Annotated in this window: 17 protein-coding genes; 12 read left to right on the forward strand and 5 right to left on the reverse strand. The window is 49.4% G+C overall.

What is annotated here, in order from left to right; genetic code table 11:
* Positions 1-14: 14 nt before the first annotated feature.
* Positions 15-437 carry a hypothetical protein gene (locus tag BBD38_RS14920; RefSeq protein ID WP_235829093.1) on the reverse strand — a complete coding sequence of 141 codons (423 nt, stop codon included), beginning with the start codon at positions 435-437 and terminating at the stop codon, positions 15-17.
* A 339-nt stretch (positions 438-776) separates the two neighbouring features.
* Between BBD38_RS14920 and BBD38_RS04325 the strand changes: the two genes are divergently transcribed.
* The 6 genes from BBD38_RS04325 to BBD38_RS04350 all read left to right on the forward strand — a co-directional run bounded on the left by BBD38_RS04325 (position 777) and on the right by BBD38_RS04350 (position 7,788).
* Complete coding sequence (locus BBD38_RS04325) at positions 777-992, forward strand: DUF6485 family protein (protein ID WP_066684986.1); 216 nt, start codon at positions 777-779, stop codon at positions 990-992.
* Positions 993-1,260: 268 nt separating this feature from the next.
* Positions 1,261-2,019 (forward strand): DeoR/GlpR family DNA-binding transcription regulator, encoded by a 759-nt coding sequence (locus tag BBD38_RS04330; protein ID WP_066684988.1) that lies wholly within the window; start codon positions 1,261-1,263, stop codon positions 2,017-2,019.
* A 20-nt stretch (positions 2,020-2,039) separates the two neighbouring features.
* On the forward strand, positions 2,040-2,933 hold the full coding sequence (locus BBD38_RS04335; protein WP_066685410.1) for a glycyl-radical enzyme activating protein: 894 nt from the start codon (positions 2,040-2,042) through the stop codon (positions 2,931-2,933).
* A gap of 13 nt (positions 2,934-2,946) precedes the next feature.
* Entirely contained in the window at positions 2,947-5,319 is a 2,373-nt protein-coding gene (locus BBD38_RS04340) for a pyruvate formate lyase family protein (RefSeq protein WP_235829094.1), read from the forward strand.
* 15 nt (positions 5,320-5,334) lie between these two features.
* Positions 5,335-6,588, forward strand: coding sequence for an MDR/zinc-dependent alcohol dehydrogenase-like family protein (locus tag BBD38_RS04345; RefSeq protein ID WP_066684990.1), 1,254 nt, complete (start codon positions 5,335-5,337; stop codon positions 6,586-6,588).
* Positions 6,589-7,788: a carbohydrate kinase family protein gene (locus BBD38_RS04350; protein ID WP_066684991.1), complete on the forward strand. Its 1,200-nt coding sequence runs from the start codon at positions 6,589-6,591 to the stop codon at positions 7,786-7,788.
* A 44-nt stretch (positions 7,789-7,832) separates the two neighbouring features.
* On the opposite strand, the gene BBD38_RS04355 is transcribed toward BBD38_RS04350, so the two are convergent.
* The 4 genes from BBD38_RS04355 to BBD38_RS04370 all read right to left on the reverse strand — a co-directional run bounded on the left by BBD38_RS04355 (position 7,833) and on the right by BBD38_RS04370 (position 11,046).
* Positions 7,833-8,330, reverse strand: a complete 498-nt coding sequence (locus BBD38_RS04355) for a hypothetical protein (protein ID WP_066684993.1) — start codon at positions 8,328-8,330, stop codon at positions 7,833-7,835.
* Positions 8,331-8,571: 241 nt separating this feature from the next.
* Positions 8,572-10,068 carry a DNA-methyltransferase gene (locus BBD38_RS04360; protein WP_066684995.1) on the reverse strand — a complete coding sequence of 499 codons (1,497 nt, stop codon included), beginning with the start codon at positions 10,066-10,068 and terminating at the stop codon, positions 8,572-8,574.
* 150 nt (positions 10,069-10,218) lie between these two features.
* A complete protein-coding gene (locus BBD38_RS04365; protein ID WP_066684997.1) occupies positions 10,219-10,803 on the reverse strand; it encodes a BglII/BstYI family type II restriction endonuclease in 585 nt (194 codons plus the stop codon).
* Positions 10,804-10,827: 24 nt separating this feature from the next.
* The gene (locus tag BBD38_RS04370; RefSeq protein ID WP_066684999.1) at positions 10,828-11,046 is read right to left on the reverse strand and encodes a helix-turn-helix domain-containing protein; all 219 of its coding nucleotides are present in this window, start codon (positions 11,044-11,046) and stop codon (positions 10,828-10,830) included.
* A gap of 643 nt (positions 11,047-11,689) precedes the next feature.
* Between BBD38_RS04370 and BBD38_RS04375 the strand changes: the two genes are divergently transcribed.
* The 6 genes from BBD38_RS04375 (at position 11,690) to BBD38_RS04400 (ending at position 19,558) form a co-directional block, all read left to right on the forward strand.
* Positions 11,690-12,073: a hypothetical protein gene (locus tag BBD38_RS04375; RefSeq protein ID WP_235829095.1), complete on the forward strand. Its 384-nt coding sequence runs from the start codon at positions 11,690-11,692 to the stop codon at positions 12,071-12,073.
* A 71-nt stretch (positions 12,074-12,144) separates the two neighbouring features.
* Positions 12,145-15,771: a SpaA isopeptide-forming pilin-related protein gene (locus BBD38_RS04380; RefSeq protein ID WP_066685008.1), complete on the forward strand. Its 3,627-nt coding sequence runs from the start codon at positions 12,145-12,147 to the stop codon at positions 15,769-15,771.
* Positions 15,772-16,151: 380 nt separating this feature from the next.
* Positions 16,152-16,964 carry a DUF6017 domain-containing protein gene (locus tag BBD38_RS04385; protein WP_066685011.1) on the forward strand — a complete coding sequence of 271 codons (813 nt, stop codon included), beginning with the start codon at positions 16,152-16,154 and terminating at the stop codon, positions 16,962-16,964.
* Positions 16,965-17,049: 85 nt separating this feature from the next.
* On the forward strand, positions 17,050-17,544 hold the full coding sequence (locus BBD38_RS04390; RefSeq protein WP_066685014.1) for a PcfB family protein: 495 nt from the start codon (positions 17,050-17,052) through the stop codon (positions 17,542-17,544).
* 2 nt (positions 17,545-17,546) lie between these two features.
* The gene (locus BBD38_RS04395) at positions 17,547-19,298 is read left to right on the forward strand and encodes a VirD4-like conjugal transfer protein, CD1115 family (protein ID WP_147568091.1); all 1,752 of its coding nucleotides are present in this window, start codon (positions 17,547-17,549) and stop codon (positions 19,296-19,298) included.
* Positions 19,299-19,342: 44 nt separating this feature from the next.
* Complete coding sequence (locus BBD38_RS04400; RefSeq protein ID WP_066685024.1) at positions 19,343-19,558, forward strand: Maff2 family mobile element protein; 216 nt, start codon at positions 19,343-19,345, stop codon at positions 19,556-19,558.
* Positions 19,559-19,562: the final 4 nt, after the last annotated feature.

Raw genomic sequence — 19,562 nt, forward strand, 5'->3', positions numbered from 1 at the left:
GTTCCCGATTATTGCTACAGGTTGCTCTCTTCCGCCGCGCTGTCTATCAGCTTAATCAGCTCGAGTGCACTCCGGAACTGTCTCGTTTCATTCTTTTCAGACCATACAACCTGCCCTTGCCAGGTTGCGTTCTGCCGGTACATGACCTGCACGATAAACGTGGCTTTTTTCCCTGTTGGATTGGTGTCCGTTATCTTATCCTGGTTCATCGTTTGCTCCGTTTCCTTTTTCGCGGCATTTCCCCAACTTTTCTTTCCGAACACACGGAATTGTGTAGAAGCGGCGGGATACTTGATTTTTTCAAACACATTTTCCAGGCTGGAGCACAGCTGATTGACATCTGAAAAGTGTACTCCCTGCCGGAGGGCCATATTGTAGGTTCTTCCTTCCAACGCGCCGCGGCCCCATGCGTCAATACAAACCCGAATTTTTTTCACTGCTGCTTCTAGCACGATGTAATACCTTACCTTTCTTATATGATTTATTTTAAGAACCGCCGGTCTCAAAACCGGTCTCAATTTCTACAAATTTTTCTTTTTTTTGACAATTTGCATGAAAAACCCGCAGAAAGCTTTCTTTCCGCGGGTTCCCGTCCTCAAATTCCGGATTTGCTTTTTTGAAAAAGGCAGGCGCCGGGGGGAAATGTACCCGGCTGTATTTTACCATTGAACCGAAGGGAAGCTTGCGATAGGATAGGGTATAGAAGTATTTCGGGAAATCCAGGGACCCGGCAAGGCCCCGGCAAACCGTTCCCGTACAACCTATGGAGGATAACGATGCGTAATTTAAGTGAATTTTGTACCTGCCGCGATATTGCCTGCAAGCTGCATCCAACCCGGCACGATAAAGGATGCGCGCCATGCATCCGTAAGAATCTTAATTCAAGGGAAATCCCTTCCTGTTTTTTTAATTTGCTGGATCATGCGGGACATCCGGACGGATATTCTTTTGAAGAGTTTGCGAACCTTGTATCGGCCGAACGTGCAAAATAGCCCGCCCGGTTCCGGGCGGCGAATTCCGGGCCTCTCTCCGCTATTGCGACGCTTATTGTGTTACATGGATTTCCAGAGCCAGAAAGGTATCATTTCTATGATGCCTTTCTTTTTTGTACACGACTCCTGTTTTCAGCCGGATAACTTTATTCCATAGTAATTTCTTTTCCCTTTTGCAAAATATTTCTTTTATTTTATTGTAATTATGCTATACTATAAAAAATAAATCAAATAAAATACACTTTTTTCGATTGGAATTTATTGTATTATGAAAAAAACAGCTTTGAACCGCAGAGACGAAATTGCAAAAGCGCTGATGCAGGACGGCGAGATCGGCACACAGGCCCTCGCGCAAAAATATGGGGTATCCGTGGAGACGATCCGCAAGGACCTTTTATACCTGCAGGAAAACGGCATCGCCAAAAAGGGATATGGCGGCGCGGTGGTCTGTTCGGAGTGGAACGAACAGAGCTTCGGGCAGAAGGCCGTCGAGCACCAGGCGGAAAAGGCCCGGATTGCCGGACGGGCGCTTGACTTCGTCTGCGACGGCGATATTGTCATACTGGATTCCGGCAGCACGGTGGCCGCGCTTGCAAAACAATTGTTTACCAGGAAGCGGCTTACTGTCTTTACCAATTCGCTGCATGCCGTCCAGGCCCTTTCTTCGGCGGACGCCAGGATTTATTTGCTCGGCGGCGCTTTGCAGCCTACGAGCAATGCATCAACCGGCCACTGGGCGCTGCAGGCGTTGGCGGAAATCAGGGCAAACGTCGCCTTCCTCGGCACGAGCGGCTTTTACGACAGGCGTGGCCCGTGCGTGGAAAACTTTGGTGAAAGCGAAGTGAAAAAGGCGATGATTCGTTCCGCAAACAAATCCATATTGCTTGCCGATTCCAGCAAGGCGCAGCAGGGGGCGATGATCCAGTTTGCCGGTTGGGAAGAGGTCGGCCTCTGGATCACGGACGAGGGCGTTGAACGGGAAACGCTGGACGAAATCAGCAAGGAAACCGAGGTAATCGTCATTTGAGCGGAAACCAATTACACGGAATGATTTTCGGGATACAGCGATTTTCAATCGACGACGGCCCCGGCATTCGTACCGCCGTTTTCCTCAAGGGCTGCAACATGCGCTGCGCCTGGTGCCACAACCCGGAAAGCCTGCGCGGCGGGCCGGAACTGCTGTACCAGGAATCGAGGTGCGGCCAGTGCGGCGCCTGCATGGCGGTATGCCCGCAAAAGGCGCACCTGGTGCAGAACGGCAAGCACACCTTTGACCGGAGCCTGTGCGTCGGCTGCGCAAAATGCGCCGCTGCCTGCACGGCAGGCGCGCTTGTTTTGGCGGGAACCATGGCCTCCCCTTCCGAGGTTGTTTCCGAGGCGCTGCGGGACATGCGCTATTACAGGACGTCGGGCGGCGGGCTGACCATTTCGGGCGGAGAGCCGATGTGCCAGCCCGCGTTTACCCTCGCGGTTGCAAGGCTGGCCAAAAAAGCGGGGCTGGACGTGGCCATCGAGACCAACGCAAGCGCCCCTTTTTCCGGCTATTCGGGGCTCCTGCCCTATACCGATTTATTCCTTGTGGATTATAAAATGACGGACGAGGAAATGCATTTGCGGTATACGGGCGTTCCGGCCGGGGCCGTGCTGGAAACCATACAAAAACTGGACAGGGCCGGGGCGAGAATGGTGCTGCGCTGCCCCGTGATCCCCACCCTGAACGATACCGACGCCCATTTCCGGGCGATTGCCGCGCTGACGGCAACGCACCAAAATATATTGGGATTTGAGCTGATGCCCTATCATAGCATGGGGCGGTCCAAGGCAAGGCGGCTGGGGGCCGCCGCGCCGGAATTTACAGTGCCGGACGGGGAAACGGTTGATTTTTGGAGAAGCAGGGTCCTTGCGTTCGGCGGAAAGGAATGGAACGGGGCTTATGAATGAACGAATCGAGGCTATGAGGAAAAACGTTGAGGCGCTGAACCATGCGGGCGTGAGAAAGACCTTTTTCTATGAGCTGGCTTACAGGTCTCTCGCCGCGACCCGCGGGGAAAGCATCCAGCTGCGGCGCGCCAAGGCGCAGGCATATATCCTGGACAACGCGCCGCTGGCCGTGCTGCCGTATGAGCTGATTGCCGGAAGCATGACGGGGCTGTGCCCTGTTTCCGGGGAAGAAATTCCTTACCCGGAGCAGCGCGCCATGGCCGCCGGTATCATCGAAAAATACCTCGCCGGGAAAAAGCAGGCGGAACGGGAACCGGCGGCAAAAAGGAACCGGGTAAAGACCTTTGAAGAGGAGTTTACCACCAAAAAGAGCCGCTGGACGCTTATGGGCCGCGTTTACCATGACGGCTGCATCACGTTTGAGGACCTGCAAAAGCTGATTGCCGATATGCAGGAGGAATTCCGGGACGCGGATATCGAAAAATATGAAATCGGGCGCGAGCTGGAACGGGGGTTCAAAATCGATTACGGCGAGGACGTGCGCCGGGAGATCGATTCCCTTCCGTGGTTTGCCGCCAACCACCTCAGCCTGAATTACGGGCGCATCATAAAGCAGGGCTTCGGCGCTCTGCTGTCGGAGATCGACAGGCTTACGCAGCGGGATACGCTAAGCGGGGAGCAGCGGGAATATTACCTTTGCGCAAAAACAGTTGCGGAGGCCGCCAGCCGCTTTATCGGGCGTTATGCCGCCGAGCTGCGGAAATGCAGCGGGCAGGAGCAGCAGCCGCGGAAACGGGAGCTTGCGGAAATGGCGGATATTGCGGACGCGATCACGCTCCGTCCGGCCCGTTCCTTCCGCGAGGCCGTCCAGTTTGTCTGGCTGCTGCACATCATGGCCAGTTTCTGCTGGAGCTCCGCGCTGTCGTTCGGGCGGTTCGACCAATATATGCGGGATTATTACGAAAACGATATTGCAAAGGGCGTAATCAGCGAGGACGAGGCAAAGGAATTGTTATGCTGCCTGTGGCTGAAAATCAACGAGCCCAAAATGCAGACCGTGCAAAGCATGACCCTGGGCGGCGTTACGGCGGACGGTGCTAACGCCGTAAGCAGCCTGACGGCGCTGTGCCTCGAGGTGACGCGCGAAATGCGGCTGCCCTACCCCAACATCGGGCTGCGCATCCACAGCCAAAACCCGGAATGGCTCTATGATTTGGCGATTGAGTCCATCAAGGCGGGCAGCGGCCAGCCGATGATCCTCAACGACGCCGTATGGATTGAAAACCTTAAGAAACTCGGCTATGCGGACAAATACGCCAACGATTACTACAACATGGGCTGCGTGGAGATCATGGTCCCCGGGAAGCAGCCAAACTGGGGCGTAACCGACCCGATTGCCTTTCCCATGCTGTTTGAAGAAGTATTTTCAAAGTACCGCGCCGGGGAAACGGCGCTTGCGGACTTCGATTCCTTCCGCCGCGAATACAACCGCGTGCTGGAAAAAGCCGTGCTTGCGGACAAATCCGAAGCCGACAGCAAAATTTCACAGATTCCCGGCCGCTGTTATGACCCGCTGGCTTCCCTGATGATAGACGGCTGCCTCGAAAATGGCCGTGATATGTTCCAGGGTGGCAGCGAGCTTGGCGCCCATTGGTCTTTTTACGCCTACGGGCTTGGAACCGCGGCGGATGCGATGGCCGCCATCAAAAAGCACGTATACGACGACGGGCGTTTTTCCATCGGCCAGATGGCGGATATTTTGGAAAGCAACTTTGCCGGGAACGAGGAAATCCGCCTGTTCCTGGAAAACAGGACGTCCCATTACGGCAACGACCAGAACGATGTGGACGCCATTGCCAGGGGCATCCTTTCGGAAATGAGCGACACGACGCTGCGGCTGAACTCCGCCTCCCAAAGGGATAAATATGTCAGCACGCTGTTCGGTTATTTTTTCCATATTTACCACGGGGAAATCACGGGAGCGACCGCAAACGGCCGGCGGAGGGGCGAGCCGCTCAGCGACAGCATGGGACCGTCGCAGGGGAAGGACGTGAACGGGCCGACCAACCTGCTTAACTCCGTCCTCAAGCTGGACCACGGAAACATTACGGGCGGGTATGCCCTGAACCTGAAGCTGAGCCCCGCGATCATCAAAAACGAGGCCGGAACCCGCGCCTTGAAGGCGCTTTTGCAGGCCTATATTGCGGACGGCGGCCCCCAGCTGCAGGCTTATCTTGTCGACGCGGAAGCGCTCAAACAGGCAAAGCGGGAGCCGGAGAAATACCGGAATTTGATTGTCAGGGTCGGCGGGTACTGCGAATATTTCGTGAACCTCGACGCCGCCCTGCAGGACGAGATCATTACGCGCACAGCCTACGGCTTTTAAAAAAGGAGCGGACAGATGAGAGTAAAAGCGGTTCGGTTATATGGGAAGGAAGATTTGCGGTTTGAAGAATTCGAGCTCGGGGAAATCCGCGACGATGAAATCCTTGCGCAGGTCATGACGGACAGTTTGTGTATGTCGAGTTATAAGGCGATGCTTATGGGCAGCGACCACCGGTGCATCCCGGAGGATATCGGCGAAAACCCGGTTATTATGGGGCACGAGCTGTGCGCGCGCATTTTGCGGACGGGAGGTAAGGTAAGCAAGGATTATAAGCCCGGCGGCGTATTTGCGGTGCAGGCAAAAATGTTTTTCGGCGACGCAATCAAATCGCCCGGATATTGCTATCCGGCCTACGGCGGCAACGCGACCAGCGTGATCGTTCCCGCCGAGGTGATCGGGGGCGGGTATATCCTGCCCTTCGGGGGCGACGCTTACTTTAAGGCGTCGATGGCCGAACCGATTTCCTGCCTTGTTTCGGCGCTGCGTTCCGCTTTTCACCTTGCCCCCAACAACAAGGACCACATTATGGGCCTAAAGCCCGGCGGCAGCATGGCGATTCTGGCGGGCTGCGGGCCGATGGGCCTAGGCGCGGCCGAGGTTGCCATGTCTATGGAAAACCGTCCGGCAAGGATCGTTTTAACGGATATCGACGAAAAACGTGTTGCCCGCGCAAAAGCTTTGCTGAAAAGCAAAAACGGCGTAGAACTGGAAATTGTGAATACGGAGGGCGCGGCGGATATTTCCGCGTTCCTCGGCAACGGGCGCAACCGGTTTGACGACATCCTCGTGATGGCCCCGGTTCCCGGCGTGATCGGTCAGGCCGATTCCCTTTCGGGGACCGACGCCTGTATCAATTTCTTCGCGGGCCCTACCCGGAAGGATTTTTATGCGCCCGTTAATTTTTACGACGTGCATTACAATTACAAGCATATTATCGGTACGTCCGGCGGGGACGTCGACGATATGAGGGAAGCCCTGCGGCTGATAGAAACCGGGCAGATCGACGTATCCGTCCTGATTTCGCACATTGGCGGGCTGAACTGCGCCGCCGAAGCCACAAAAAACCTTCCCCGCATTCCCGGGGCGAAAAAGCTGATTTACTGCAACGCCGACCTGCCGCTTACGGCCATCGACGAGTTCGCCGAAAGGGGCCGTACCGACCCGTTTTTTGCGGATTTGCACGATATCTGCGCCCAAAACAACATGCTGTGGTGCAGGGAGGCGGAGGAGTATCTTCTGGAGCATGCCACACCCATTTTGGAGGACTGAATGATGTGCGACATTATATGCGCGGGCCATATCTGCCTCGACCTTACCCCCGTGCTGCCACCCAAATTTGACCGCGCCGACAGGGTTTTCCTTCCCGGGAAGCTGCTGGAAACGAGCGAGCTTGTGTTATCGACCGGCGGAAGCGTGGCGAACACCGGGCTTGCCCTGGTTAAGCTGGGAATCAAAACCGCGTTGATGGGAAGGGTGGGAGACGATATTCCCGGGGATATTGTGAAAAGGCTGGTGGAAGAGCAGGGCGGGCAGCCGCAGTATTTCTCCACCGGCAAGGGCGAGCTTACATCTTACAGCGTTGTGCTTGCCCCGCCCGGATTTGACCGCATGTTCCTCCATAACCCGGCGGCCAACCATACCTTCGGGTTCGGCGATATCGATTTTGATTTGGTGCGGCGGGCAAAGATACTGCATATCGGCTACCCCACCTGCATGAAAACGCTTGCGCGGGAAAACGGGGCGGAGCTGCGGAAAATTCTGGAAAAGGGAAAGGAACTCGGCGTCACGACCTCCCTCGATACCTCTTATCCCGATGAAAATTCAAGTGAAAGCGCCGCAGACTGGGAAAAGCTGTTTGAAAATGTCCTGCCCTTTACGGATATTTTTATGCCCAGCGTTGAGGAAGCGCTGTTTATGTTTGACCGGGACGAATTTTCCCGCCTGAAAACGATGGGCGGGGATATTTTGGAAAACCTCGAGGTTGATTACCTCCCCCGCCTCGGCAAAAGGCTTTTGGCGATGGGCGCAAAAATTGTCGTGATTAAATGCGGCACCCGGGGATATTACGCAGTGACGCAGGGCCGGGAGGCATTCTCCGGCATGGGGCGCGGCGTTCCCGCCGATCCCGGTCAATGGGCCGGAAGGGAAATTTTTACCGGAATTTACCGCATTGACCATGTGAAATCCGCGGCCGGGGCCGGGGACACCAGCATCGCCGGATTCCTTGCGGCGCTGGTGAGCGGATATTCGCTTGCCGATTCTGTTGATATCGCCTGCGCGACCGGGGCCGCGTGCGTCACGGATTATTCCGCGACCGGAGGAATCGGGCCGCTCGATGAAATAATTGAAAAAAGCCGGAAGGAATGGAAAAAGGAACCGCTCGGGTATGCGGGGCAGTATTTTTGCATGGATGCGGAGCGGAATGTGTTAATCCGGAGGCAGCCGGAAACAGCGCGGAACGGGCGATAATGCGGCGTTACGGCAAAAGCGAGGGCTTTGAAACCGCGCTTTACTTATTCCGGCTGCCCCGCCGAGGCGAAAACAAAATCCATTTTTTTGTTTACCTCTTCCTGTGTTCCGTCCGGCAGTGTTCCCTCGCCATAGAAAGTGATCGCCATGCCCGTTTCCGAGAACGAATCGATCGAGCATTTTATTGCTTTTTGGCCGGGATACGTTTTTTCAAACCCATTCACTGTTTGATCTATTGTATCTATTGCTGTTTCGTAGCTGTCGAATATTTCCGGGTGTTTCTCCGCAAAATCTTCGCTTTCAAAATAAGCAAACGAGGAAAACTCAACAGTATTACTGCTGTCTTCGCTCTGCGTAAGTCCGACCGAAACAATACACTGCCCGCCGCTTTCGTCTAAAATAAATGAATTTTCATTTTGCCGCAAAAATCCATTTATCCTTTGCTGCCTGACCGCGGCTGGAACAACGATTGCCAGAACGACAACCGCGGCGGCAATTGCGCACACAATGAATATGGGCTTCTTTTTTCCGGTAGAAAGCATATTACTCCTTTCGCCCGCGCGGGAGCTTCCTGTGATAAAATGTTGTTGTCAGCTGCTGATATTATTATAATAATAGCGTGTTTGGATGTTTTTGAACACACCTTACCAATTTAACCACGTTTATGCCGTCTGCCGGACAAGCCTTGCAAAGCCCGGCCAACCCCGAATAGGATGCGTCGCGCGGAGTTGGCAGAACCTAAAATTCCACGGGTACGCAGCGACGCGCGCCATTGTTTGCTTCTCATACAAATCCATCATGAACAGTAATAGAATTCAAAACCATATCTATCCGGCGCAGCAACCCCTCTGAATAAACATCCCTATAACCTGCTTTTTTATACTCTTCCGCCGGCAATAACTCATAGTCGGCAGAATGTATTTTTATGTTCGATAATACAGGGCAAACATTTTTCTCTTTCAATTCGGATAATATACTATTATTTATCATATTTTCAAACTCAGCAGCGGATTCGATTTCTTTAAAATAATTATTGAAACTTGAACCGCTGTATAGGTATTGAGGAAATTTTAAGCTGTTAAGATGTTTTGAGAATTCATTATAGGGATAAACTTCAAAATTAGAAAGCACTCCATATTTTGTAAAAGGAGCCTTGGATAAAATCTCATTGATTTTCTGAGACAATATACTTATTTCCGCAATATCGTTTGTATCGACAAACAATTTGTAATTTACTTTTGCCAAGGTATATGCATCAATTTTATCATTTCCGCTGATGGGCTCGCTGTTTGCGATTACTATCTTAAAAATGTCGTATTCTTTTTGCTTTTTCATCAATGCGTAGGGATATTTCAAAGCTCGCAGTTTCGCAATATTTATTGCCATTAATTGCTTTAGCTTTTCCTGAATCTCGTAGTGGCGTTCAATATCATCCCACACGGAATCAACTAAAGGAATCGTAACTTTTTCAAATACTTCTTTATAAGTCTCGTTAATATCGAAAGCAATAAATTTCCTGTTTAATTTCCGGGCAACCGCTAATAAAACGCCGGTTCCTGCGAACGAATCAAATACAATATCCCCCGGATCACTCAACAATTTAATAACTCTTGCCATTAACTCAGGAGGAAATGGACAGGCATGCCGAAATTCTTTTTCCCCAAAATTTTGCTTACTCCCCCAGCTACCTTGGGTAGGTATTAAAAATTCCCAGATATTTTCAGGAACTTTCCCCTTGGGATTATATCGTTCAGGGTACCCGATCCACCATTCTTTCATATCCTCTACAACGCGTATTGAATCCATATTATATTTATATCTTTTTGTTTTGCTAAATATTAAAATATATTCAAAAACATTTCTCATCTGCCCTTTTCTTGACCAAGGCAATGTTTTAACTTTATCCCAAATAATTGTGTCTTGATGAATCCAGCCGATTTCCTCTAATTGCCGTGCGATATCATCAGGCAATCGAACCATCCGACCACCCTTTTTCAATGTATCAACTATTAAAACCAAGCTTGCCGTGGACTTGCTTATATCAAATACATTCTGAAAGGATTGTTTTACATCATGAAGATATTCATCATACGTTTGTCCAAAACCTATCTGTTCTTTGTTATTCTCATAATTTTTCATGTTCCAATAGGGCGGTGATGTGACTATCAGATCAATAAATGGTTCAACATTTTGGAAATATTTATCGATTGATTTCGAATTTCCAATCAAATATTTATTTATGTAATCCCTACTTAATGCTTGTTTCTTCTTTTTTCCCATAATTTCTCCTTACATCCAACTGTAATTATAGTTTAGAGTAACCATACTTTCAACAAAATAATGACCATGCCGATTAATTGTGCAGTTTGAAAAAGCCAACTCTTTCGTTGGCTTTTCATTGGTGGATTATAAATTCCTTTTTCTCAGTCCTTATGAATCTATACCAATCAGTAAAACAGGGATATCCAGGTTAGAGGCTCCCCGATTTTCTAAATCCCAAACTATCTGCTCAAAATAAGATACTCCCGTCGACATGGATTTTGACATTCTACGAACGGGCACGATCTCTACACCGGCATTAATAATCCTCCGATTATGTAAAATGACCATCTTCCCTAAAATATCATAGGCCATAAATGCATATTTCCCAAACTGGACTTCGACGCCAAGATCGCCTTTTACAAAATCTATTTCCCTTGTGGCTCCGCTAAATTTCGGTATTGACGATCCGTATTTATCTATATATGATTTTGTGTACAGGGCTGTAGGGTATTCGCATTTTAATTTGAAAGGTATCCAACCACCAGGATTTAATTTGTTTTTGATGGAGGTGTTTAATTCCTTTGGATTATACAGTAATTTATCTGTATTGGTTTTTTCTCTCCCTTTTTTGGTTTTAAGTTTTTCAGCGTCAATACTGAGGATTGCTGTATATAGCTCCTGTAAAAGCGAATCGTATTCGGATTCCATTATGTTATTCTTGTCGTTAAAAAAATATTTTGCTGCTATTATCATAAATATTACCCCCTCTGACAGTCCCTATTTTTTCGGGTATTGTTTTTTGCAATTTGTTAACCCAAGTAAATAGTCCGTGCTGACTTTGTGGTATTTTGCTAATTTAATTAAAATTGCAGTAGGAATATCAACATCGCCTCTTTCATAGTTGCTATATATTCGCTGACTGCAATTCAATATTTCCGCCATCTGTACTTGTGTCAGATCACTATCTTCCCTTAAATTTCTAATCTGTGGATACATAAAAATCCCTCCTTTAGCAATTGTAGAACAGCGAATAATTCGCTATTAGTTTTTAGCGAATTATTCGCTAATGCGATAATTATGTTCTCCGGCTCGAACCCCGTCTGGTACAAAAAATGGATTTGCGGCAAAAGGGGCCCCCGCTGAACTCGAATGACGCGCAGCATAATGAGTTCAGTGGGGATAAGGAGCGGCAGCGGAGCATGAAAAAGCCCTCGCAAAAGCGAGGGCTTTGAAATCGCGGAACTTGCTGTAACGTGTGTCGTTTATACAAAATAGATACATAAAACGGGGCCCCGACAAAGCCCAACGAAGAGAAGCGGAGTGGGTTTGTCGGGGAAAGGAGGAGGAATCGAAGCGACTAAAAATCCCGTCCTAAAAGGGCGGGATTATGGTCGCGGAGTTTCCTCCGACGTGGCGGAGCAGAGAGGATTCGAACCTCCGTAGCGCTATTAACGCTAACACGATTTCCAATCGCGATTGTTGCACATAAATCATTATAACTTCTTATATCTCTATACAAAAAAGCAGCAGATAAAGCGTTTTTTTCGTTTTTCCTGTATTTTTTCACGTAACCCTATTTATCCCCTATTAACTACTTTGGCACCATTTTGGCACCACGGGCACCATTTTGTTTACCCATTTGAAAGGAGCAAAAGCAATGCAAGAAAACCCCTTAACTACTAAAGGCATTATACAGCAAAACGGCGAGATTAGCAAAGACAAGATCAATCTTATATCCGGGGCGATTACCCCGCCATTTGCTGAAACAGTTTGGATATTCACCAACGGCGATATGGACACGATCAACCGCTTAACTCATGTATTTTTAGATATGGACACGGACAAAGACCGGGAGCAGCTTTTTAACCTCATACGCGCTTTATACGGTCTTACAGGTTTGCGGTTTTCAGATGAAGCCGTCCCGATAGCTTCCCACCCGCAAGCACTGGAATATTTCATATTCTCATTTCTTGCAGATTTTGGCGAAGTCATACAGGAATTACGCAACGAGGAAACCGCATAGCCCATATCTCCCCCGGCACCTGTTTTTTACAGGTGTCTTTTTTTTACCCAAAAACGAAAGGAATAGAATCAATGAAAAATGGAAAAAGGATAATTGCGTTTATCGTTATGCTGGTAATGGTGATCGTGGCGTTTCCGCTTTCGGCTTTCGCGCTGGACAGCGGGGCAACATTCCACTACACGCACCATAGCCAGTATGAATATACGTTCGGCCCCAGCTTCCCGCCCCCGTTTAACGTGACGGACGGATATTATAAAGAATGGTCTACATTCCATATGACAACGGACGCAGGAGACACGAAAATAGCATATTGCTTACAATATGGCGTAACGGTCGCGCAAGGCAGTAAATACGAATGTACGGCAGATTATGACGACCTTGCAGATTGGCAAAAGGAACTTATACGGCGAACGCTGGTTTTAGGATATAACGACCATACGGGCGCACTTTACGGCGGCGATTGGTTGGATAACGCAATGGCGACACAGGGCCTTATTTGGATTATTGCGTCAAGCCAGATCGACGACCCCAACGAAGAGAGGATTATTGATGCCCTTTTAGGTTGTAACCCGACAGCACGGGGCATATATGACGATCTGAAAAGCAATGTCGAAAATTACGACACTAAGCCCAGCTTTGACGGAAACGAAATAGAGTTGAAATATAACCCGGTCAACAAGCGTTTTGAAACGACGATCAACGACGCAAACGGCGTGTTGCGGTATTATGATTTTTCGGCGGGTGGCGTGAGTTTTACGCGCAGCGGAAACACGCTGCATATTTCCACGGCGAATATGTTTGACAATGTAGAAGCCACGGCGACAAAAACGCTCCCTACCGACGAATTACCCACGATCATAAACGGAAGCCCGGAGTATTGGATTCACAACAAGTACCAGAACCTTGTTTCCCTTTCCCCGGTATCAGAGGGCGGCGAAACAATGTCCGTGACTTCATCCTTTAAGCTAAAAACGGAAAAGGTCGGAAATATTCGAGTTGTGAAGCGTTCCGAGGACGGCGCGGTTGCTGGAATGCGGTTTCGCATTACCGGGAATGGTGTTGATCGGACAGTCACGACCGCGAATGACGGTACAATTACGACCGAGGGCCTTTTGGCAAACTTAGATTATACTGTTACCGAAGTTGGCACGGCTAACCGCTACGTCCAGCCCGCCGCGCAAACCGTCCGAGTATTGCCGGGACAAACAAGCAGCGTTACATTTTCCAATGTCTTAAAGAAATTTAATATTGTTGTGACTAAATCGGACGCAGAAACGGGAACCCCAAAGGACACGGACGCTACGCTTAACGGCGCGGAATATGCCCTATACGATAGCGCGGGGCGGCTTATAGATTACATTGTCGCCAACGGACGCACGGCGACCAGTAAACTAATTCCCCTGCAAACGGTCAAAGTCGTGGAGAAAAAGCCGCCGACCGGGTATAATCTCAATTCAAGCCCCTACACGGTAACGCCGAACTTTGCGGGCCAAACGATTGAGATCGGCAGGGCCGATGTGGGCGTGACTGATACGGTTATCAAGGGACAGGCGGCTTTTGTAAAATTTGCGGACGTTCCGCTTACCGGGGACAGCGACGACGGCGGTATAAAGCAGCCGCTTCCAAACGTCGAATTTAAGCTGTCCCTTGTTTCCACGGGGAAAGAGATTTGCAGGGTCAAGACTGACGAAAACGGTTATGCGATCACGCCCATGCTGAACTACGGGCGGTACTTGTGCGAAGAAATCCCCAGCGACGCAAACGCAGGGTATAAGCTGATAGACCCGTTTGAAATCGAGATCACGACGCAGGGCAAAATATACCGTTACATTTTGGAAGATGAAGCCTACAACAGCGAGGTTAAAATCATTAAGCGGGACGCAGAGACGGGCCAGCCCGTACAAGCTGAAACGAAATTTAAAATCATGGACAGTACGGATAATTGGGTCGTCCAGAAAATCAATTATCCTACGCCGACCGAGATTGACACATTCACGACGGCTCTTGACGGTTCGCTTGTGCTCCCGGAACCCTTGCGGCCCGGTGATTTTGAATTGTACGAGGTCGAAGCCCCCCACGGGTACACGATTAGTCCCGACCCCATACCCTTTACGATCACAGCAGAAAACCACGCCGCAGTTTTGGAAGTAGAAAGCCATAACGAACCCGTGAAAGGCACGATCACAGTTTTAAAACAAGGTGAAAGCCTAACGGGTTTCGCAGAAACCGAGGACGAGGAATACGGCACGGTATATAACCCGGTTTATTCCCTTGCAGGGATTCCCGGCACGGTGTATGACGTTGTTGCGGCGACGGATATTGTGACCCCGGACGGTACGACAAGGGCAAATGCCGGGGACGTACTGGACACGATCACGACGGGCGAGGATGGACGGGCCACGTCAAGCGACGATTGTTTATTATATATTGGCAGCTACCAGCTTATTGAAAAATCCGTCCCGGCCCCACTGGTGCTAGACCCTACCCCGATACCGTTTGAGGTCACATATGAAGATCAGGACACGCAGATTGTAGCGACAAAAGCGGAAACCACGAACGCACGGCAGAAGGCGGTTATTACCCTGAAAAAAGAGTGCGAAACCACACTGAACCAGACTTATGACCCTTACCCGGATATTACGCTGGGGCTTTTTAGCCGTGACGAGATCACGGGCGCGGACGGTGCGGTTTTACTTCCGAAAGACGCGCTTTTAGAAGTGGTAACGCTGGACGAAAACGGAGCCGCCACGATCAACACGGATTTACCTTGCGGCTATAAGTGGTATATCAAAGAATTACAGGCGGGTAAAGGTTATATTTTAAACGGACTGGAATATGATTTCTCGTTTGATTATGCGGGCATGGAAACGCCTACGGTAGAAATCGCGGTCAATGACGGCGACCCTATCCCGAATGATTTAATGCACGGCAGCATTAAGATTACAAAGGCCGCCGAGGACGGCAAGATCGAGAGTATACCGTTCAAGATCACGGGCGTATCGCTTACGGGCGTACCATATGAGGGCGTTTTTGAAACGGACGAAAAAGGCGAAATCAAAATCCCGGTGCTTCTCGCGGGCCGCTACAAAATAACCGAGGTACGCAACGAACGCACGGCAGGATATATTGAACCGGGAAGTCAAACCGTCGAAGTGACGCACGACGGGACGGCAGCGGCAAATTTTGAAAATATCCTGCTACATGGGAATGTTAAGATCATCAAAACGGACGAAGCGGACAACAGGCTTAACGGCGCGGTGTTTGGTCTTTTTAAGATCGAGGACACAGCCGAGCAACCCGAAGCCGAGCCTACGGCGACAGGGACAGCGGAGCCGACCAACGCACCAACCCCGGAAGCGTCCCCCACAGGAAGCAGCGGCGAACTGATTCAAGAATTTACGATCACGGAAAACGGGGAATATACGATCACGGGCCTACCTTACGCGCATTATTACATCAAGGAATTGCAGCCCCCGGACGAAAGCTACCAGCTTAACGAAGTGGAATATAAATTCGCTCCTGTTCAAGACGGCGAAACGGTGGAAATTACGGTCGTAAATGAGAAGATACCGCCGCACTCCAGCAATCCCCCTAAAACGGGCGACGACACAAATATTTTGTTATATATCCTGCTTGCGGTGATCGGCGGCGGTGCAATCGTAATCCTTATCGTAAAGAATAGAAAGCGCCGTGTTTAAGTGATATAATGTGCTTAAAAGATGCCGTAGGGAGAAAGTACGCAATGTCGGACAGGTTAGATTTACATAGCTATTATTTTACTTGGGATGAATTATCATTTAAGCTATTTAGGAAAAAACGTTGCCCTGCTTGCGGCGAAAAGTTGAAGTATTTGTATAAAGAACGGTATATCGGAAAAGGGAGCAGGAACCCGTGGGTGATTAAAGATGAACGAGATAATTATACACGGGATTCATGGTATCGTTGCGAAAGATGCAACAAGGAATATTCTTTGCAAGAACTAATGCGTGTTGCTTCCCAAAAAGAAAAATAAATCGTAATAAGCAGTTAAGGGTGTTTCAGTTGAAACGCTCTTTTTTGTTGGAAAGGAGTTGATAAGTTGGCAGTATACCGGGTCGAACGGACACGGGACTACACCGTTATGGCAAACTACCATTTGAGGGACACGGCCCTATCCCTCAAAGCAAAGGGCCTTTTGTCTCTCATGCTGTCATTGCCCGATAGCTGGGATTATACGACACGGGGCCTTGCGGCTATATGCCGCGACGGTGTGGACGCGATCAGGGCCACGGTGCGGGAGTTGGAGCGCAACGGGTATGTTATTCGCCGCCGTATCAGGAACGCGCAGGGGCAGCTAACAGTTACGGAATATACGATATTAGAGCGGCCCCAGCCTAAACGGGAAAATCCAGTCTTGGAAAATCCAGTGCAGGAAAATCCAGCATTGGGAAAACCAATACTGGAAAATCCCACACAATCAAATACTAAGAAATCAATTATACAAGAATTAAGAAATGATGAATCAAAGAAAGATCAATCTATCAATCCTACGGACGAGATCGAAACGATTGAAAAATGTCGGGCGCAGCTTTGTTCAAATATCGAATATGACACTTTATGCGAGCGATACGGCCCGGAGCAGGTAAACGAGATCGTGGAGCTTATGACTGAAACGATATGCAGCAAGAAAGACCACATACGGATTGCCGGGGAAGAAAAGCCCGCCAAGTTGGTAAAGGAACGGTTTATGCAGCTTAGATTTTCGCATATGGAATACGTCTTAAACTGCATGAAGAATAACACCACCAAGATCAGGAATATTAAGGGCTATCTTTTGACGGCTATATTTAACGCCCCGGCGACGATAGATAGCTTTTATCGGGCCGAGGTCAACCACGATCTATATTTGTAAAGGAGTGATGAAGTATGATTATGTGCATTGAATCGCTGGGAAAGGCCCAGCAGGAGCAAGCGGACACGGGCGGCGGTGATGACGATTGCAAGAATCCGTAACAGAAAAAACGATTGCGTTTATTATCCGGGGCGAACAAATGACCGCTAACCTTTTGAGAAACGCAATCCAGCAATACCAACAGAATCGCCAAATCTCAAAGGCGAATAAGGCGCGGAAGCCGATGCAGGAATATAAAGGGAAACAGAGCCTAAAGAAACTCAAAGAATCGGCAAACGGGAATATTTCAGATATTGAGATCACGGACAAAAATATAAAGGCGTTTGACCGCCACGCTCGGAAATACAAGGTTGATTACGCGCTGAAAAAGGATAAATCCGTTGACCCGCCCCGTTGGTTGGTGTTCTTCAAGGCTAAAGACGCTGATTCTCTGCAAGCTGCTTTCCGGGAGTTTACCGCCCGGAAGCTAAAGAAGCAGGAGCGGCCCTCTATCCGGGAGCAGCTACGGAAATTCAAAGAACAGGTTAAGACGTTCACAAGAAACAAGGTTTTGAAAAAGGATAGGGGGATTGACCGATGAAGATTCCCCCGGAACTGAAAAAACGGCTTTTGTTACTAATTCCGTTCGGCCTTATATTTTGGATTACAGATAAGCTGGGAATGGTCTATCGGTTGTCAGCCGGGACGGGCGCGGTCAAACTCTCAAACACGGTGCGGAATTTACCGCACCTTTTTGATTTCCCGGTAATTAGTCCGCACGGCAATGATTTATTGTTTGCGGTGATCGTTTCGGCGGTCATGCTGCTTGCGGTCTATCTCAAAAGTAAGAACGCGAAAAAGTACCGCAAAGGCGAGGAATACGGTTCGGCCCGCTGGGGAACCCCGGCAGATATTAAACCGTTTATGGACAAAGACCCACGCAAGAATGTGATATTGACACAGACCGAGGGACTAACCATGAACAGCCGCCCCAAAAACCCGAAGTATGCGCGGTCGAAAAACGTCATTGTGTACGGCGGGAGCGGGAGCGGGAAAACGCGCTTTTTCCTAAAACCCCAGCTTATGCAGCTACATTCAAGTTATGTCGTGACGGATAGCAAAGGTACTGTGATTTTGGAATGTGGCAAGCTGCTTGAACGGGCCGGGTACCGTATCAAGATTTTTAACACGATCAATTTTTCAAAATCCATGCACTATAACCCGTTTGCCTACATTCACAGCGAAAAAGATATTTTGAAGCTGGTTAATACGATCATCGAGAACACCAAAGGCGAGGGAGAAAAAGCGGGCGAGGATTTTTGGATTAAGGCCGAGCGGTTATATTACACGGCGTTGATCGGATATATCCATTACGAAGCCCCGGTGGAAGAACAAAATATGATTACCCTGCTTGAAATGATCGACGCTTCCGAGGTGCGCGAGGACGACGAGAATTTTAAAAATGCGGTTGATTTGATGTTTGATCGGTTGGAAGAAAAAGACCCGGAGCATTTCGCGGTGCGTCAGTACAAGAAATATAAACTTGCTGCGGGAAAAACCGCAAAATCAATTCTTGTATCATGCGGTGCGCGGCTGTCCCCGTTTGACATTGCGGAGCTACGCGAGATCATGGCCTACGACGAATTGGAGCTTGACACGCTGGGCGACGAAAAAACCGCCCTGTTTATTATCCTGTCCGACACAGACGGGACGTTTTCATTTTTGGCGGCCCTCATATTCTCCCAGCTATTCAACCTTTTGTGCGAAAAGGCCGACGATATATACGGCGGGCGGCTCCCGGTTCATGTGCGGTGCTTGATCGACGAGGCCGGGAACATTGGCAAAATAAACCAGCTTGAAAGGCTGGTAAGCGTCGTAAGATCGCGGGAAATCAGTATTTGCCCTATCTATCAAGCCTATTCGCAATGTAAGTCAACCTACAAAGACAATGCGGAAACGATTATTGCGAGCATGGACAGCACCCTATTTTTAGGCGGGCGGGAACCGTCCACGATAAAGGACTTAAACGAAGCACTAGGCCGTGAGACTGTTGACTTGCTCAATGAAACGGAAAACCGGGGGCGCGAGATCACGCACGGGCTTAATTATTCTAAAGTCGGAAAGGAGTTGATGAGCAAGGACGAGATTGCCGTTATGGACGGTGGAAAATGTATTTTACAAGTGCGCGGGGTACGTCCGTTTTTTTCGGATAAGTACGATATTACGAAGCACACAAATTACAAATACCTGTCCGATTACGACAAGAAAAACACATTTAGCATTGAGAAGTTTTTAAGTACAAGGTTAAGGGTCAAGCCTGATACGGTGTTTGACCTGTACGACATGGGGCCGTGAAGATCACGGCCCCTTTTCTATTTCAGGAAAGGATGATTTAATACATGGAATTTTTCAGCGAAGCGGTAAACGTACTGCAAATGCTTGTAATCGCGCTGGGCGCGGGTCTTGGGATTTGGGGCCTTGTCAATCTCTTAGAGGGCTACGGCAATGACAATCCAGCGGCGAAGTCGCAAGGGATTAAACAGCTTATGGCGGGTGGCGGTGTAATCGTTATAGGCATTACCCTTGTTCCGACGTTAGCCGGACTATTCGGGTAATCGC

The organism is Christensenella intestinihominis, assembly GCF_001678845.1.
In the GTDB taxonomy this organism is placed as follows: domain Bacteria; phylum Bacillota; class Clostridia; order Christensenellales; family Christensenellaceae; genus Christensenella; species Christensenella intestinihominis.

Bases quoted from the DNA above. Each gene is read 5' to 3' on its own strand.
- BBD38_RS04360 (WP_066684995.1), bottom strand. From the start codon at position 10,068: ATGGGAAAAAAGAAGAAACAAGCATTAAGTAGGGATTACATAAATAAA.
- BBD38_RS04365 (WP_066684997.1), bottom strand. From the start codon at position 10,803: ATGATAATAGCAGCAAAATATTTTTTTAACGACAAGAATAACATAATG.
- BBD38_RS04325 (WP_066684986.1), top strand. From the start codon at position 777: ATGCGTAATTTAAGTGAATTTTGTACCTGCCGCGATATTGCCTGCAAG.
- BBD38_RS04335 (WP_066685410.1), top strand. From the start codon at position 2,040: ATGATTTTCGGGATACAGCGATTTTCAATCGACGACGGCCCCGGCATT.
- BBD38_RS04345 (WP_066684990.1), top strand. From the start codon at position 5,335: ATGAGAGTAAAAGCGGTTCGGTTATATGGGAAGGAAGATTTGCGGTTT.
- BBD38_RS04355 (WP_066684993.1), bottom strand. From the start codon at position 8,330: ATGCTTTCTACCGGAAAAAAGAAGCCCATATTCATTGTGTGCGCAATT.
- BBD38_RS04330 (WP_066684988.1), top strand. From the start codon at position 1,261: ATGAAAAAAACAGCTTTGAACCGCAGAGACGAAATTGCAAAAGCGCTG.
- BBD38_RS04380 (WP_066685008.1), top strand. From the start codon at position 12,145: ATGAAAAATGGAAAAAGGATAATTGCGTTTATCGTTATGCTGGTAATG.
- BBD38_RS04350 (WP_066684991.1), top strand. From the start codon at position 6,589: ATGATGTGCGACATTATATGCGCGGGCCATATCTGCCTCGACCTTACC.
- BBD38_RS04400 (WP_066685024.1), top strand. From the start codon at position 19,343: ATGGAATTTTTCAGCGAAGCGGTAAACGTACTGCAAATGCTTGTAATC.
- BBD38_RS04340 (WP_235829094.1), top strand. From the start codon at position 2,947: ATGAGGAAAAACGTTGAGGCGCTGAACCATGCGGGCGTGAGAAAGACC.
- BBD38_RS04370 (WP_066684999.1), bottom strand. From the start codon at position 11,046: ATGTATCCACAGATTAGAAATTTAAGGGAAGATAGTGATCTGACACAA.